General features: G+C 24.5%; 15 protein-coding genes. 6 read left to right on the top strand and 9 right to left on the bottom strand.

Annotation, left to right across the window (positions count from 1 at the left end; genetic code table 11):
• The first annotated feature begins 222 nt into the window (after positions 1-222).
• From BRSU_RS13465 to BRSU_RS13480, 4 genes are all read left to right on the top strand, one after another.
• Positions 223-2,604, top strand: a complete 2,382-nt coding sequence (locus BRSU_RS13465; protein WP_048596100.1) for a DUF2142 domain-containing protein — start codon at positions 223-225, stop codon at positions 2,602-2,604.
• A 365-nt stretch (positions 2,605-2,969) separates the two neighbouring features.
• The gene (gene eno, locus BRSU_RS13470; RefSeq protein WP_048596101.1) at positions 2,970-4,265 is read left to right on the top strand and encodes a phosphopyruvate hydratase; all 1,296 of its coding nucleotides are present in this window, start codon (positions 2,970-2,972) and stop codon (positions 4,263-4,265) included.
• Between the two features lie 937 nt (positions 4,266-5,202).
• Positions 5,203-5,646, top strand: coding sequence for a bacteriohemerythrin (locus BRSU_RS13475; RefSeq protein WP_048596102.1), 444 nt, complete (start codon positions 5,203-5,205; stop codon positions 5,644-5,646).
• A gap of 10 nt (positions 5,647-5,656) precedes the next feature.
• On the top strand, positions 5,657-6,130 hold the full coding sequence (locus tag BRSU_RS13480; RefSeq protein ID WP_048596103.1) for a bacteriohemerythrin: 474 nt from the start codon (positions 5,657-5,659) through the stop codon (positions 6,128-6,130).
• Between the two features lie 64 nt (positions 6,131-6,194).
• Here BRSU_RS13480 and BRSU_RS13485 read toward each other — a convergent pair whose 3' ends face one another.
• A complete protein-coding gene (locus BRSU_RS13485; RefSeq protein ID WP_048596104.1) occupies positions 6,195-6,926 on the bottom strand; it encodes an NAD-dependent deacylase in 732 nt (243 codons plus the stop codon).
• 774 nt (positions 6,927-7,700) lie between these two features.
• Between BRSU_RS13485 and BRSU_RS13490 the strand changes: the two genes are divergently transcribed.
• Positions 7,701-8,366, top strand: coding sequence for a redox-sensing transcriptional repressor Rex (locus BRSU_RS13490; protein WP_048596105.1), 666 nt, complete (start codon positions 7,701-7,703; stop codon positions 8,364-8,366).
• A gap of 69 nt (positions 8,367-8,435) precedes the next feature.
• On the opposite strand, the gene BRSU_RS13495 is transcribed toward BRSU_RS13490, so the two are convergent.
• The 4 genes from BRSU_RS13495 to BRSU_RS13510 form a co-directional block, all read right to left on the bottom strand.
• Complete coding sequence (locus BRSU_RS13495; RefSeq protein WP_048596106.1) at positions 8,436-9,542, bottom strand: ankyrin repeat domain-containing protein; 1,107 nt, start codon at positions 9,540-9,542, stop codon at positions 8,436-8,438.
• Positions 9,543-9,617: 75 nt separating this feature from the next.
• Positions 9,618-10,331, bottom strand: coding sequence for a uracil-DNA glycosylase family protein (locus tag BRSU_RS13500; RefSeq protein ID WP_048596107.1), 714 nt, complete (start codon positions 10,329-10,331; stop codon positions 9,618-9,620).
• Positions 10,328-10,564, bottom strand: coding sequence for an immunity 17 family protein (locus tag BRSU_RS13505; protein WP_048596108.1), 237 nt, complete (start codon positions 10,562-10,564; stop codon positions 10,328-10,330). The genes BRSU_RS13500 and BRSU_RS13505 overlap by 4 nt, the downstream gene beginning before the upstream one ends.
• A 645-nt stretch (positions 10,565-11,209) precedes the next feature.
• A complete protein-coding gene (locus BRSU_RS13510; RefSeq protein ID WP_048596109.1) occupies positions 11,210-14,068 on the bottom strand; it encodes a chromosome segregation SMC family protein in 2,859 nt (952 codons plus the stop codon).
• A 400-nt stretch (positions 14,069-14,468) separates the two neighbouring features.
• Here BRSU_RS13510 and BRSU_RS13515 point away from each other — a divergent pair, with 400 nt between their 5' ends.
• Positions 14,469-14,855: a hypothetical protein gene (locus BRSU_RS13515; protein ID WP_048596110.1), complete on the top strand. Its 387-nt coding sequence runs from the start codon at positions 14,469-14,471 to the stop codon at positions 14,853-14,855.
• Between the two features lie 559 nt (positions 14,856-15,414).
• Here BRSU_RS13515 and BRSU_RS13520 read toward each other — a convergent pair.
• The 4 genes from BRSU_RS13520 to BRSU_RS13535 all read right to left on the bottom strand — a co-directional run bounded on the left by BRSU_RS13520 (position 15,415) and on the right by BRSU_RS13535 (position 18,451).
• Positions 15,415-16,260 carry a hypothetical protein gene (locus BRSU_RS13520; RefSeq protein WP_048596111.1) on the bottom strand — a complete coding sequence of 282 codons (846 nt, stop codon included), beginning with the start codon at positions 16,258-16,260 and terminating at the stop codon, positions 15,415-15,417.
• Positions 16,261-16,269: 9 nt separating this feature from the next.
• Positions 16,270-17,046, bottom strand: coding sequence for an MgtC/SapB family protein (locus BRSU_RS13525; RefSeq protein ID WP_048596112.1), 777 nt, complete (start codon positions 17,044-17,046; stop codon positions 16,270-16,272).
• Positions 17,047-17,110: 64 nt separating this feature from the next.
• The gene (locus tag BRSU_RS13530) at positions 17,111-17,539 is read right to left on the bottom strand and encodes a PTS sugar transporter subunit IIA (protein ID WP_048596113.1); all 429 of its coding nucleotides are present in this window, start codon (positions 17,537-17,539) and stop codon (positions 17,111-17,113) included.
• Between the two features lie 141 nt (positions 17,540-17,680).
• Positions 17,681-18,451, bottom strand: a complete 771-nt coding sequence (locus tag BRSU_RS13535) for a transporter substrate-binding domain-containing protein (RefSeq protein WP_048596114.1) — start codon at positions 18,449-18,451, stop codon at positions 17,681-17,683.
• Between the last annotated feature and the right edge of the window lie 7 nt (positions 18,452-18,458).

Raw genomic sequence — 18,458 nt, forward strand, 5'->3', positions numbered from 1 at the left:
TATAAATATTTTATTATACTTGATTATTTATTATATCATATTATAATTCAGAAAAATATGGATAATTTGTTCAAACAAACAAACAAACAAACAAACAAACAAATATTTCTATACAATTTCAAGTTTTATTCTGGCATGCAGATCTTATTTATGTTTCAAAAATTTTTATTGCAAAATCAGAATTTATATCTAATTAACTCAATACTTTTATAGGATTAATATATGAATAATAAACATCTATTTTTTAAAATATATTTAGTATTTATTGTTACATTATTGATATCAATAATGATATTAAGTTTATTAGGTAAAAAAGAAAGAATAGGATATTTATCAGAATTTAAATTTGATGAAAATCATATAAATAAAACTTTAGAATTAAATGGATTTAATGTAGATAAAACTAAAAAAATTTTTACTTCTAATAATGTAGTAGATAATGAAGCTTTAACTGATTATATATTTACAAATAAATCTATTACAAATTATAGTTATGGTTTTAGAGTTAAATACTATGATAAAATTTTTAGAAATAGCGATATATATGGAGTTTATATAGATACAAATAAAATTATTCAAAATAATTATTTTATTAAAGAAATTAATATTGATGAAAACGGAAGTCCTTTTGGTAATTTAGTTGCAACTAAAATTATAGATTTTGAAAAGATTGATAGTATTTATTATACTTTATCTATAAAACCTATAATAATAATTGTATTTTTATTTTTATATATATTTTTAGCATTTTTTTATTATAAATTTTTTTTATTTGAAAAAATATATAAATATATAGTTTGTATAATATTATTAATGTATATATTTTTATTATTGTATGTTTATAGATTAAATATTTTATATATTAAAAGTCTAATAATATTTGGTTTAGAAATTATATTCATATTTTATAATTGTAAAAATATTAGTAAATTGAATAATATCAATATTGTTAATAAAATTACTATATTAGTATCTATTTTGTCTTTAATTTTTGTAATGCATATTAATATATTTATTAAAATTAATTTAAATATTAAATATAACATACTATTTATATATTTTAATATATTTTATATAATTTTAGGTATTTTTATTATAAAAAAATTTAATTTAATTAATCTAAAAAATATTATTTATATAATTATTTTTGTATTACTATTCAATATAAATCTCTCATATAATTATTTAAATTTATATAATAATTCTGCTAAATTTATGATATTTTTTATATATAGTTTTATATTATCTTCTTTCTTTTTTGTATTTTATTCGTATTCAGAATATAAGCAAATGAAAATAGAAAAAATATTTTTAGTATCTTTTACAATTATAGGTTTATCATATATGGTTTTATTACCATATTTAGAAACTCCAGATGAAGGAAATCATTTTCTTAGATCTTATGAAATATCTCAAGGTCATTTAATTAGTGACAAAAATGATAAAAACTATGGCGGGAGAACATTTGAAAGTAATATAGTAAATATGACACATAGGATTAGTTCTTATAATAATTTAATATCAAATATATTAAAACAAAATACAGTATCTAGCGAAATGAAATTTATAGAATTTCCCAATACTGCTTTATATTCATTTATATCATATATTCCTCAATCTTTAGGTATAGCTTTAGGAAATATTTTTAATTTAAATTATTTGAAGTCAGCATATTTAGGACGATTGTTTAATTTTATATTTTTTGTTATTCTAACTTATTTATCTATAAAATACGTTCCATTAAAAAAAATATCATTATATATCATTATGTTTTTTCCTATGGTATTACAGGAGACTATATCATTGGCCGTTGATCCAATAGTTATTGCAGCTTCTTCTTTATTAATTGCCATATGTTTAAATATAAAATATAGAGATAAATATATTACTATAAAAGAAATTATACTGCTATATATTTTAGTAATATTTATATCGGGTTCAAAAATAACATATTTACCGATATGTTTTATACTTTTTATTATACCTAAAACTAAATTTAAAAATAATAAATTTATTATTATACTTCCAATAATTATATTGTCTATCTTAATTAATTTTATATGGTTAAAATTTTCAATAAATTATAGTAATATTAAATGGACCAACACTATTAATGAAAAAGAACAAATACATTTTGTATTTAATAATATTTTTCAATATTGTATCATTTTTGTTAATACAATATTGAAAGAATTTTTCACAAATATTAAATCTATGATAGGAAAAGATTTATCATGGTTTGATATAAGTATACCAAATGCATCATATTATATTTTTTTATTTCTTCTTGTAATAATTTTGGTGTTTGATAATAAAGTATATATAAATGAATTAAAAATAAAATTAGTTTTATTTTTTATAATACTTATTTCTATTGGATTAATTCTCTCAGCTTTATATGTAAGTTGGACACCAGTAGGAAATAATATTATAATAGGAATACAGGGAAGATATTTTTTACCAATATTATTCTATATATTAATATTACTTTCTAATAGATTTCTTAAACTAGATTTTGAATTAATAAAAAATTACATATTTATCATTATAATAATGAACAATATATTAGTATTAAATAAAATATTTATTACTTTTTATAAATAAAAAATATATATTTTATAATTTTATAGTAGGAATAAAATAATCATAATAATAGGAGAGTACAGCTGCTTATGAGTCATTAAAAAATTATAAAAATATTTAAAGTAGATACATATAGCTATAAAGTTATGAATTTTTGGCTTAATATTATGCCTGAAGAATCTAAAGATTTAAATCTTGAAAATCATGCAATAAAGTCATGTAATTAAAAAATATTAATAATGAATGTTATTAGAATTGGTATATACAAAAATATAAGATTCAATTATTATGCTATAAAGTAAATTTTAATTGTTCATTTTTTTCACTTGAAATTTATATTTTATGTTATATTATATATACAATTATAATTTATAAGGAGTTTTAATATGTCTTTAATAGATAATATAGTAGCTAGAGAAATATTAGATTCAAGAGGAAACCCTACAGTAGAAGTAGATGTATGGCTTGATAGTGGTGTTATGGGAAGAGCAGCTGTACCATCTGGAGCTTCTACAGGAGAACATGAGGCAGTAGAATTAAGAGACGGAGATAAATCAAGATATTTAGGAAAAGGTGTTCAAAAAGCAGTTGAAAATGTTAATGAAATTATTTGTAATGAACTTATTGATATGGATGCTTTAGATCAAGTTGAAATTGACAGAACTATGATAGAACTTGACGGAACTGAAAATAAAGGAAAATTAGGTGCTAATGCTATACTTGGTGTATCACTTGCTGTAGCAAAAGCAGCTGCTGAAGAATTAGGTATGCCATTATACAGATATATTGGAGGAACTAATGCTAAAACTTTACCAGTACCTATGGCTAATATCTTAAATGGTGGTGCTCACTCATCAGCTCCAATCGACTTCCAAGAATATATGGTTATGCCAGTTGGTGCTCCTACTTTCAAAGAAGGTATACGTTATGTAGCTGAAGTATTCCATAACTTAAAAGCTATACTTCATGACAGAGGCTTAAGCACTACTGTTGGTGATGAAGGCGGATTCGCTCCTACTCTTAAAGATAATGAAGAGCCACTTCAAGTAATTATGCAAGCTATAGAAAAAGCTGGATACAAACCTGGTGATGATATAATGATCGCTATGGATCCTGCTTCAAGTGAATTCTATAACAAAGATAAGAAAAAATATGTATTCCATAAATCAGACAACAGAGAATTAACTCCTGCTGAAATGGTTGATTTCTATGTTAATTTATGCAATAAATATCCTATCATATCTATAGAAGATGGTGTTGCTGAAGATGACTGGGAAGGTTGGAAAATCTTAACAGAAAAATTAGGTAAAAAAGTTCAATTAGTAGGTGATGACTTGTTCGTTACTAATGTAAAAAGGCTTCAAATGGGATTAGATAAAGGCGTTGCTAACTCTATTCTTATAAAAGTTAACCAAATCGGTACATTAACAGAAACTTTAGATTCTATTGAACTTGCTAAAACTCATAACTATACTGCTGTAGTTTCTCACAGATCTGGTGAAACAGAAGATGCTACTATTGCTGATATAGTTGTAGCTACTAATGCTGGTCAAATCAAAACTGGTTCTGCTTCAAGAAGTGATAGGATTGCAAAATACAATCAATTATTAAGAATCGAAGAAGAATTAGGCAACAGAGCTGTTTACTTAGGTAAAAAAGCTTTCTATAACGTTATAAAATAATGAATATCTGAAATATAAAAATTATTTGCCTCTGTCAAGTTTACTTGTCAAATAATTTTTATTAGCAATAATAAAAAATAAACGAGAGCTGGTAACAATTTATTGTTGCCAGCTTTTTTATGTAGTTTATCGCAGCAACAAGAAAGCGAGTCGTAGCCAGCTAGTGAGTTTACTCACTAGCTTATTATATGGCGTAGACGAGCATAGCAATAATAAATAAAAAGCTTTCTATAACGTTATAAAATAATGAATATCTGAAATATAAAAATTATTTGCCTCTGTCAAGTTTACTTGTCAAATAATTTTTATTAGCAATAATAAAAAATAAACGAGAGCTGGTAACAATTTATTGTTGCCAGCTTTTTTATGTAGTTTATTGTTAGCAATAAAAAAGCGATCCTAAGACAGCCCCAAAGGTCACAGTTGTGCAAATAAATTTATTTATTTGCTGATTATTGAACTTCATCGCGAGCATAGCAATAAAATAAATAAGTGGAGTATAATATTAAACTGTTATGCCTAATTTTTTGCAGTTATAAAAATTTATACTCTATTAAATTCGGTGAAGGCGTATACTGTCATTTACTATAGGATTAAAGCGAGATTTTTTAATTATTTTAATAAAGTAATTTACTGTATAAAAGTTTTTATATGTTTTTATTAGGCAATAATATATACTTTTACAATGCAATAAATTTTTAGTTTATTACATCATGATATGAAATTTGATATTAATGTTTTATTGAAACTGTAAAAATAGATACTTATATAATATTTAATTTAATTAGTTTTAATTGTTTGATTAATCTAACAAAAAAATAAATTTTTAATAAATTTTATTTTTATCTTTAAAAATAGAAAAATATTTATATAATTAAATAGTATATATATTACGATATTAAACATAATTGTCTTTTTTTATATTGAAGGAATAATTATGAGCGATAAATACATAGTATGGGAAGATAAGTACAAAGTAGGATATAAAAGAATAGATGATCAGCATTTAGAATTAATAGAAATAATAAATGATTTGCATGATTGTATGGATAATAGAGATTCCGAAGATGAAGAACTTAAAGCTGAGTTTAAAAAGGCTTTAAGGAAAACAGTAGATTATGTGGCATTCCATTTTTCTTATGAAGAGAAGATAATGCATGTTATTAAATATGATAAATTAATAGAACATTCTTCATACCATAAAGAATTTACGAATACAATTTACAATTATGTCAAATCTTATGAGAGCGGCTCTTTAGATGCTATCAATAATTTAGTACAGTATCTAAAAGATTGGTTTTTGAACCATATTTTAGTTACAGATAAAAAATTTATAAAAGAAGTGAAGGAAGCATTAGAAAAGCTTTCTAAAGAAGAATAAGGAGCTTTATATGGAAGAAATGGTAGAAATTACTGTGAGAAAAGGTTGGATTAAATGGGAAGAAAGATTCAAAACTGGTTATAAAAGAATAGATAATCAGCATAAAGAATTAGTAAACATCATAAACGACCTTTATGAAACGGGTGTAAAAGGCGATATCGGAGATGAAGAAGTACAAAAAGCATTCAAAGAAATCGTAAAAAGAACTATAGATTATGCTACTTATCACTTCGCTTATGAAGAAAAAATTATGAATGCTATAAATTATTCTGCTGCTAAAGACCATATTTCCAAACATAGATCTTTTTCTCTAAAAATAGTTGATGAGGTTAATAGCTATGAAAGAGGTGATAATTTAGTAATTAAAGATTTTATTACCTTTTTAAAAGATTGGCTTTTGAATCATATAGTACTTGAGGATAAAAAATTTATATCTGAAGTAAAAGCTACATTAGCTAAAATGTATGAAGAAGAAATGAATTAAGATATTGCATATAAATAAAGCCTTATAGTAATAGAACTATAAGGCTTTTTATATTTTTATTTTATTATAAATATTTTTCTATTTCTGCAAATGCTTTTCCTGCTTTTTCCTGAATATAAATGTCTACTATGTAATTAGTAAAATTTGATGGCTGAGGATTAATTTCTATGATTCTAGCACCTGCTCTTTTTGCTATATGAGGAATCTGTGCTGCAGGCATTACTTCTCCGCCTGTACCTACTATAATAAATAAATCACTTTTTTGCGCATCTTCTATAGAAGAATTGAAATCTATTGCAGGAAGCTGTTCTCCAAAAAATACAAAATCAGGTTTTAAAGTAGAACCGCATTTCTCGCATGAAGGCGGATCCATAGCAAGTATTTCTTTATTAATTTTATATCTTGTTTTACATTTCATACAAACTGCATATTGGGCTGTACCATGAAGTTCATATACTATTTTGCTTCCGGCTTCCTGATGAAGATTATCAATATTTTGTGTGATCACACTTCTCATAATACCCATCTTTTCTAAATTTGCTAATACTATATGAGCCTTATTAGGTTTAACATCTGTTATAGGATCATAAAAAACTTTTTTCAAAGATTTCCAAGATTCTTTTTGATGCTTTACAAAATATGAAATTTCAGCGAACTGACTTCCATGTTTTTCCCAAAGCCCATTTTCTCCTCTGAAAGGAGGTACACCGCTTTCTACACTTATTCCTGCACCTGTGAAAGATACAGCATATTTTGATTCTTTTATTGTTTGTGCTATTAATTTATAATCTATCATAATATTAACCTAATTATTTATTTTTCAAATTATATAATATAATGTCTTTTTTTCTACAATTTTATTAAAAAAACTTACTTATAAAATTATATATTAATTTTTTATTTTAATATGTAAAGCTATTTTTATTTATAAATTGTTGAAGATTAAAAAATTTTTTTAATGAGAGTATATAAAAATCAAGTATTGCAAATTTATAATTACATTTTGAAACATTTCTAATAAATTTCTATATTGGGTATAGAAATTTATTTCACAATTTTTCATTTTTAAATATAGTAATCTACTTTTTATCATATATTTTCTCTATATAATAAATGAAATTATATATAGAATTTTTAGAAAATCATTTTTGTATAAATATATCTGCCAGAATTATAATTAAAAGATAGACAAATATTTATTTTTTGATTATTATTCATAAAGAACTAAAAAATTAAATATAATAAGTGTTAATTATAACATATATTTTACTTGTTAGAAATAATAATTTCTTTTATTTTTATATAACACAATTTAATAATAGATCTAAGTTATAACATAATATAAACTTTATTTATTAATATAATTTTATATACTATAGTTTTATAATAAATTAGTATTTTTTTAATAAATCAAATACTATAAAAAATATTATTAATGTTCTTAGTTTGTATATAATATACAATAAAATAGACATTCTATACTAATATTTTATTGACAGATAACTTTAATATGTTATAATATAACATATTACTGTATAGTAAACTAGAAGAAAAAATTTAAGGATATATTATGATTAGCAGAACACAAATTATGCGTTTATTAAAATACAAGAATGCTTTAAGACGCATGAAGAGTTTCGGATTTATAAAAGCATATTCTAATAATTTAGGGGATGCAATAGGTATAACATCAGTTCAAGTAAGAAAAGATTTTTCATTATTTAACATTTCTGGAAATAAGAAAGGCGGATATAATATAGACGATTTACTAGAACAAATTGACAGCATATTAGGTAAACAAATATCACATAATATTATACTTGTAGGATATGGTAAAATAGGAAAAGCTCTAGTTAATTATAGAGGATTTGAAAGTGAATCTATAAAAATAGTTGCAGCATTTGATCATAATCCTGAAAAAATTGATAGAAATGCATCTATACCAATACTTCCTATAGAAGAATTAAAAGATTTTATAATCAATAATAAAATAGAAATAGCAATATTGACTGTACCTGATTTGGAAGCTCAAAGAATGTTTGATGTTATATGTAATGCCGGTATAAAAGGTGTTTTAAATTTTGCTCCTATAAAACTTTTAGAAAGACCTGATTGTATAATCAATGATGTTAATATAGCTGATGAGATTGAATCTTTATTCTATTTTATAAATGATGTGAAAGATACTTCTTCAAGCAGTAAAAAGCATAAAGAAAAAGCAGATAAAAATAATTGATAAAGTTATGAAAATAAAAAATAGGGACTTATGCAGTCCCTATTTTTGTATTCTATATTTATTAATGCATTATTTATTATAAGTTAGACTTGCTCTAGTGAGTAAATCAATAACTTCTGTGTTGCCATTTTCCATAGCATACATTAAAGCAGTCTTTTTAAATTTATCTAAAGTATTTAAATGAGCACCTGCATTAATTAAATATTCTACTGAAGCATAATCTCCGTTTTCAGCAGCAAACATTAAAGCAGTTTTTCCGTCATTATCAGCAATATTTAAATTTGCTTTATTCATTATTAAAGAATTTACAGCCTCACTTTTACCAGCAATTGCTGCCCATATTAAAGCAGTTCTTCCATCTCTCATTTTGAAGTTTATATCAGATTTTCCTATGAGTAATGATGATATAACATCTGTTAAACCTAATGTAGAGGCTAGGGCAAGAGGTGTAATATTACCATAAGGGCCATAAGTAGCAACTATATTTGCATCAGCTCCTCTTTCTAATAAAAGTCTTGCAATATCATTATTTCCTCTGGCTATAGCATAGAATAGGGCATTAGCACCATATTCATTTATATAATTAATATCGCTTCCTTTATCTAATAATAATCTTACTATTAAGTCATGGTTATTATAAGAAGCTACCATTAAAGGAGTCATATTATAATTTATTCCATCATCATTTCCGCTTCTATAAGTACCCATCATTTTTAAATCTGCATTTGCATTAACTATCATTTCTACTATGCTGTAATATCCTTTTCCTGCTGCCTGTAATAATGCTGTTGTACCACTATTTATTTTTATATTAGGATTAGCATTTTTAGCAAGCAAATAAGAAACTATATCAACATAGCCTGCATCTGCGGCATAAGTTAAAGCTGTTTTTCCATGTATACATGTGAGATTAACATTTGCATTTTGGGATAAAAGAAGAAGTACAATATCCTTATATCCTTTAGAAGCTGCTGTGATTAAGGCATTATGCCCTTGACTATCTCCGTAGTCTATGAAACTTGAAATAGGTCCTTGTGAGATTAATCTTTTTATGCCGTTAGTATCTCCAGCATTAGCATAATCTAGTAACTGATCTAATCTTCCTGTATTAGGCATTTGTGCGAACAAGGCGAAAAAAGTATTTAAAAATATCAAAATAAAACTTAAATAACGCATTTTTAATTCTTCCTTAAAGTATAGAATTTTTGCTGTTATCAAATTTCGGAATAAGATATATTAATTTTAATTAGTTTATGATTTATTTTTACTATTATTTAAATAATATTTATAAAGTTCTTTTTTAGTAGAATATAAACTTACACCTTTTATAGGGCTTATTTTCAAAGTTATTGTAGATAATTTAATCTTTCTTGAAGCATTAACATATAAATATCTTTCCCTTAAGGCATTTATTATATCAATACTTATTCCTTTTTCATTGATTCCATTATTGTAGTATTCATAAACTTCTTTGCTTTCTTCAATATTATACTGTAGATCATTAAGTATTTTAAAAAAGTGTTTTTCTGTGAAGCGGCTTGTAAATATAATAGCCTGTAAATCTCTATAATTATTTTCATCTGTAATAAGATTCTTAAGTATATTATTATGCTCTAATATTATTAAATCTGTATCTCTTGCACTATTCTCATTTTTTCTTTTGCATTTTGAAAATACATCTGCTATACCTATTTTATTTTCTTCAAAAAGTTTTTTCTTCTTAATCTTATTAAAGAGAAAATCATCGGAGCTTTTATAATCTATACAAAAACAGTCAGCTATTATTTTCCAAAACTCGCTTCTTTTACTTGAATAATACCAGGCATTATTTTGTTCTTCTTTACTTAATTTTTCAAACTTTTCTATATTAGAATACAATGGAACAGGAAAAGTACCTAATATCAAAATTTTCATTTTATTAGGAAAGAAATTTATATCATTAAATAAATGCTTTTCAATATTCATTTTTTTATTATCCAAATAATTATAGAGCTTATTATTATTACAGCTCCTAAAATGCCAGTAAGTATTCTAACTCCAATCTCACCGAACATTTCATATATGCTTATCATAAAATTTGATCTGTTATTGTTTAAAAGCCAATTCCATTTAAAAATCGCAGCTAGAATAAATAGAAGTCCTATTAATATTCCAAATAAATAGGGAAATTTTTTTATATAATTTATTAAACTTTCCATATATTATAATTATATTATATTTATTTATAAAATCAAAATTATTTAAATTTTTAAATTTCCATAACGCACGGTAAGTAAACTCTTATATATAATGATAATTGCAATTAAATAATACGCTCAATAATTATAATAATATTCTGCGTGCGGTGAATGCATTGTAAATTTAAATGACACTTGGGTGGGTAGCCAAAAAATTCTAATTAGATTATAAAGAAATAAAAAATTAAAATTGCAAAATAAATTAAAAAGCCTAGAGGGTGGGGGATGAAAATAAATTTTTAAAACTTTAATTACATTGCACTATATTTAAGATTCACTGCTATGACATTTTTGTTTATTGTTTATGTGAATATTAAAATTATTTTATATATATGTGCTTTTGCAGCTTTGATGAAGTTCGGGAAAAGTTGATAAAAATAAATTTAAAAATTTAATTACATTTGCCCGCCCTTTTAGATTCTGTACTTTTATAAAAAATATAAACTTTATTTATTTTTAAAACTTGAATTATAAATTATAGCACCCGCCCAAGTGTTTATTAGATTTAAAATTTTTTTCAACGCACGTATAGATAATTTTTTTAATATGATGAAATTTGAGTTTGAGATAAACTTATATTTTTAGTTTTATCTAACGTGTGGTGAGTTATTCCTGATTAACTAGCTTTTCTTCACTGCCATTAACTTTACCATCTTTGTCTACTTTTACAGTGAATATTTTTGAAACGCCTTTCTCTTCAGCAGTTATTCCATAATAAGCATCAGCTATAGTTGCAGATACTTCATCATGCGTAATGATTAAGAACTGAGTTTTATCAGATAGATTTTTAACCATGTTTTTGTATCTTATAATGTTCGCTCCGTCAAGTGCAGCATCCACCTCATCAAGTATACAGAAAGGACTAGGACGATATAGGAATATCGCAAATACTAAAGCAAGCCCTGTCATAGTAAGCTCGCCGCCTGAATAAGATACAATGTTCTCCATTCTTTTTCCCGGAGGCTGAGCGAATATATCTATAGGGCTGTTTAATAAATCTTCTTCATTTTGTATTTTAAGTCCGGCATTTCCTCCGCCAAATAATATCTTAAATGTTTCTGAGAATTTTTTATTTATTTCATTGAATGTTTTTAAGAAATCTTCACCGGCTTTTTTGTTAGCATCAGCTATTATTTTTAATATCTCTTCTTTTGATTTTTCCAAATCTTCTTTTTGTTTAGTAAGGAATTCAAATCTATTTTTAGCTTCCTGATATTCATCAAGTGCCATCTCGTTTATATGTCCGAGATTTTTTATTCTTTCATTAATAGTATTGAGTTTATTTTTATAAGATTCTTCATCTATTAAGTTCTGAGTATTTTCTTCAAAGTCTTTTAAGTTAAGAGCATAATTTTCATAGAAATGACTATAAATATCTTTTATTTTATCATTGCTTTGATTTATTCTCTCACCAACTCTTGTTATATTTTCATTTATCTCATTAAGTTTTTTAACTCTTTTCGCTAAACTAGTTTCAAAATTGGATAATGCAGATTCTGCCTTTTTGATTTCATTTGCTTTATGTCTTGATTCGCTTTCAGTTTTGGATTTTTTCTTCTCTAATTCTTTATAATTAATGGAGTTTTCTTTATATTCTTCATTAAGTTTTTTATACTCTTCTTCTAATCTGTTTATTTTCTCATTGAGAGAGCCAAATTCATCTTCTATCATCTTCATACTTTTTAATATCATTTCTTTTCTGTCTTCAGATGCTTTTTTATTTGTTTCGTATTTTGCTCTTTCTATTGTTAGTGTAGTAAGATTAGCATTTGATTTATTAATATTATCAGTAGCTATTTTTATTTCATTATTTATTTCTTCGATTTTTTCTATATTATTTTTTATAAAACTTTCTAAATCGGCGATTTCTTTATCTATAGCTTCTTTTTGCATATAAGTACCTTCCTTGTCGAAAAGCAAATCAACAAAAGGGTCTTTTATTTTTGTATACTCTTTAAATATACCCTGCAAAAATAATGCATCTTTTTTTTCTGTATCTAAACTCTCACCTAAATTACGAATAAAACTGCATAATGAATTATAGCTAAGCTCATTTAAATTTGATAATACTCCATCTTCTTCAAATTCTTTTATTGTGTTCATCTTTATATTTATAGCATTTAAAAGATTATTAAATCCTATATCAATGTCAGTTTCATGCTTTCCTATATTCTGATAAAAGCTGTTACCCATTACATCTTTTTTCTTTTCATCTATCTCTGTGATTATTTTATTTATAACTTCTAACTGTCTTTCTCTAGCATCAGCAATTTTTAATGTTGCATTCTGATTGTCATTTGTCAAAGTAGATATTTGATCATTTAAGCTCGCTATTTTATTTTGTTCATTTGCAATATTAGTTTCTTCTGCTTCTTGTTCTTTAAGTGATTTTTCTATATTTTCAGCTATAGTTTTTACTGCCTCTTCAAGTTCTGCTATTTGGGCTTTATCTTCTTCTATTCTTTTTAGAAGAGAATTCTTCCTGCTAATAGTTTCATCTTTTTCTTTTCCGGCATTATCAAGCTGATTTTTTAATTGATTAGACATCTTCTCTATATGAGTAAGCTCTGTCATTATAAGCGAAACCTGTTTATCAAGCTCTATTGATAATGTTCTTGTTTCTTCGAATTTTAAAAGCTCCTGCTGTTTCTGTTTATCCAAATCCTGAAGCTCTTTTTCTAATTCAGATTTTTTATTTGTATGTTCTTCAAGGCTTTTATTTTGATCTTCTAAAGTGATTTTTAATTTTTTTACCTGATTAACATTTAAACTTATATTTATTTTTTTCTGTTCATCTTTAAGATTATAATATCTTTCGGTCCTTGCTGCCTGTTCTTTTAAAGATTTATAATGTTTTTCAGCGTCTTTTATTTCTATTTTAACATTATCAAGATTTCTTTCTGACTCTTCTAGCTTTTTAGCAGCTTCTCTTCTTCTTTCAAGATATTTACTTATTCCTGCGGCATTTTCAATAATGCTTCTTCTTTCTTCAGGCTTCTGTTTAGCTATCTCTGAAACAGTACCCTGCTTTATAACCGAATAGGCATTTTTACCAAGTCCTGTATCCAAAAACATATCAACTATATCTTTTAAACGTACTTGCTCATCATTGATATAGTATTCTGATAGTCCTTTTCTATAGTATTTACGTGTTACTATAACTTCATCAAGATCGTATTTTTTTATCCATCTGGATTTATTATCTAAAGTAAGAGCTACCTGTGCAAGAGATGATGGCTTTCTAGTATCTGTACCATGGAATATAACACTTTCAAGCCCTTTAGCACTGTCGATTCTCAATCTGCTTGCGGACTGCTCGCCCATAACCCATAGAAAAGCCTCTACTATATTACTTTTCCCTATTCCGTTAGGTCCAAGCACTACAGTAACGCCCTCATTGAACTCTATATTTGTTTCTATGGCAAATGATTTGAATCCGTGCAAATTAAGATTCTTTATGTACATCTCTTTTCCTGTATTAAATATATATTAGTTAATTATACAATTCTATTAAAAAATAATCAATTAATTAAATAAACAATATATAAAAACACTGTAAATTTATTTGTTTTTATATGTTATTAGTCCTAACTATTTTCGGTATAATGCATATTAAATATGAAGATTAAGATAATTTTATTATATTTATGAAGTATTTTTTATGAAAATTAAGCAAATATTATTAGCGTGTATAAAATAAATTTTCTTAAAGTTACAAGCCTTTCCTTTATAGATTAGAAAACTTATAACATAAGCATTTTATTTTTCATTATTGTTAATAAATTTATTTTAAATATTGACATAATAATTTAATATTTTAGAATATTTTATATAAACAAATGATAAATACATGAGGAGTTATAATATGAATAAAAAACTATTTAGTATTTTATTCACTCTATTTTTAGTAGGTATTTTATCTGTAAGCTGTTCCAATAAAGATAAAACAGGTTCAGGTGATGGAAATTCAACTGCTAAATATGCAGGTGATTGGTATACTGATGACTCAGTTCCAGAACTAGTAATGAAAGTAGATTCTAATGGAAATATTTCATTTCCAGGTATAGAAGCTCAAGGTGCCGCCATTAAAGGAATTGAAGGAAGCGGAAGTTCATATACTGTTACTTACAGCGGTCCAAATGCACCTGATATGATAGTAAAAATACTATTTAGTGATACTTCTACATGTTCAGTAGAAATTTCTCAAGAAGGCAATAAAACAACTAAATATAATCTTACTAAAAAACAATGAATTATAATCATATATAGGCTTGATTAATTATATTAGTCAAGCCTTTTATTTTGCCTCATTTTAAATCCCGCCCTTTAGTTTTAAAAAAATTATTTTGTAATTTTAGCTTTATATTTTTTCATTATTTTAATTGGATTTTTGGCACCCGCCCAAGAGTTTTTAAAATTTATTGATTAAATAACGCACGCAGAGTAAAGTTTTAAATATAAATAAATTCTTAATTATAATTCATTTATAAATTTAAATTTTATTAATCGTGCGTTAAATAAATTTTAAATTTAAATAAAGTTTGGGTGGGTTCTTAGTTTACAATTAAAGCTGTAAAAATAAATAAAATTATATTTCAGAACAAGGCAGTAAAGTTTAAAGGGCTGGGTATGTTAATAAAATTCAAAACTTATTTTTATCAACTTTTCCCGCCGCAAAAGTTGCAAAAGTGCAAATTTATATTAATTAATTTTATAGCTTATATCTCTTTTTGAATATATTCTATTAAGTATTTTAATTTTTACGCACGTAGAGTAAGGCTATATAATATAACTCAACTAAAATTTAAAAATTACATATAAATTAAATTATTTAAATTTTCTGTATCATCAGATACTAATAAAAAATTTCTTCTATTAAGATTACTTGAAATTATATTTGATAGTTCTTTATCTTCAAAATATTCTATCATAATATTATGATTATAATACTTCATAAATATTTTTATTAAGTCTAGTTTATTATTTATGTTTTCAATATTTTCTTTTTGAGATATCTCATTTAATTTAAATATAAAATCCATTTCAGGCATATTTTTTTTATCAGCATTTGCTAAATCAATATTTTGAAAATCAGATATATATAAAGTATTTAATATATTATTATTAATCAAAATCTTAAATATGTTTTCAAGAACAATGAAAAAAATATCAATTTTTCTGTTGAAAAGAACTTTTGATGAAAAACTTTTTTTATTATATGTGAAAATAATATTTATTATATTGTCAGACTCAAAGAATGAATTAATATTTATTTCAGCATTATAATTTAATTTTAAATAAATTTTTTCTATATCAATATTACTATGCCATTTAAATATTTTTAAAAGTATTTCTTTCTTTGAAAACTCTAATATATCATTTAGAAAATCGATGCATTCTAATATCATATCATTATCTATATTGCCATTATATTTATAATTTTCCATTATTGCACTTATTATTTTACTTATGGATAATAATTCATAATCATTTATTTTATAGAAATCAAAAAAATGGAAATTACTTATATACCAAATTAAATTTGCTATATTAATATCTTTCTTTGAAAATATGGTTATAGGCGATATTTTTATTTCTTTTTCTTTTACATGATAATCATATATTTTTAGATTTTCTATATATACGCTTATATTCATAATAATTATCTATTCAATACTGTCAAAATCAATTTTTTCTCTCATATTACGCAGCATTTTTAAAGGCTTTATATTTAAACTTATAAAAATATTTTCTATATTCTTATAATCTAATTTCGGTACAAATATATTTATTTTGCTTATGATATTAGGAGTATTCTTATCATTATTTTCTTTCCAGCCTACTATCTCTAAATTAATAAGTCTAATTCCATATTCGCCTAATTCAGTTTCAAAATCTATTTTTGAAGAATGTTCGATTAAGTATACTATGGCTCTTTTCTTATTTGATATATAATATGGTATAAAAAATCTATAAATAGAAGTACTTAAAAATATACATATACAGCCTATAGTAGATAGTACCCATTGTCCAGAGCCTATTACTATTCCTATACAAGCAGTAACCCATACTATAGCGGCAGTAGTTATGCCATGCAGTTTTCCTCTATTTTGTATGATCATTCCTGCCCCTAAGAAACCAATTCCGGAAACTATTTGAGCAGATATTCTGTTATAATCAGGTACTTTTTTCAAAGCATCTATTCCTAATTTAATAAGCTCAGCATTTTCTAATATTACAGCACGTGCAAATACATCCTCATAGCATGATAAAAGAGCTGCTCCCATACAAACAATACTTGTAGTTCTGCTTCCTATAGGTTTTTTATGCTGTTCTCTTTCCCAGCCTATAAATATACCCATAATATATGCAACTAATATTCTTGTTGTTATTTCTACAATACTAAAGTCGCCTAATGTATGTTTAATATATTCTGTAAACATAAAATAATATCCAAATATTTAATGAGCATTAGTATTATCGAAAAAAAATATTAATAATTACAGTTTATATATCTATGTCGGCATATATTTCAGATTCATTTTTTGTGTACAATGCTATAGAATCTTTTGAAACACTGATAATTTCATCTATAAATTTACTTATATTATGATGAAGGTCCGAAGAGAAATATTCTATAACCATATCCAGATTCATTCCGCTTATTAAACAGATATTATCATTTTTTCTATAAAATTTACTCGCTATATTAAAAGGAGTTCCGCCATATAGATCTGTCATTATTAAGATTTGATTATTTCCAAATTTATCTAATAATTCTTTTAGTTGATTTTCTATTTGGGCGAAAGTGTTATCCGTATGCAGATGTATTACATCATAATCATCTTTTGGTAAATCGCCCAAGATCATTTTGGCAGATTCAATAAGTGTGGATGCTAAATTGCCATGACTCATTAATATTAAATTAGGTTTCATAATCAATCCCCCCATTCACATTTTATTGCTTTTATATTATAAATATAATAATTGTTTTTCATTATTCAAATTTAATTTGAATAAAATTTTACTTAAACAACTATTTTTGTACAATAATTTTACAATTAAGGATGTTGGGATTTATTGATTAGTACCTAAATGCTTTTCTACTAATTTATCATACGAGCCATTAGTCATTATTTGTGATAGAGCTTTATTTATTTCATCTAATAATACATTCTCATCTTTTCTAAAAGCTATGGCATAATCTTCTTCAGGATATTTTATATTTTCTACAAGTTTAATACTTTTATCATATAAAATATAATGCTCGCAAGTTGATCTATCAAATATAGCAGCATCTACATTGCCTACTTTTAATGAAAGTATTATACTGCTTCCTGTATCGAATCTTTCTATCTCTATTCCTTCTTTTGCGGAAATCATAGTGTCTGCAACTGTATCTCTTATTACTCCTACTTTTTTGCCTATTAAATCTTCTTCAGTTTGTATTGATTCATCATTCGTTCTTATTAAAACTGCCTGACTTGATGTATAATATTTATCAGAAAAATTAAGATATTGTTTTCTTTCTTCAGTTACAGTCATTCCTGCTATGATAGCATCTATTTTTTTAGATTCTAAAGCTGGTATAAGTTCTTCAAAACGCATAGGAATAAAATTCATATTAGAGCCTGATATTTTTGATATCTCATTCATTAAATCATAATCAAATCCGCCTATATTTCCATTTGATAAATAACCAAAAGGATAATCATAAACATATATACCAATATTGATATATTGCTTTGTATGGCTTTCATTTTTAATTGTGATATTCTTGGAAGAGTCTTTACATGATAATATTACTAATGATAAAATCATCAAAATAATTAATATGATTTTTTTCATTGTCTTT

It is taken from the genome of Brachyspira suanatina (genome assembly GCF_001049755.1).
Lineage (GTDB): Bacteria > Spirochaetota > Brachyspiria > Brachyspirales > Brachyspiraceae > Brachyspira > Brachyspira suanatina.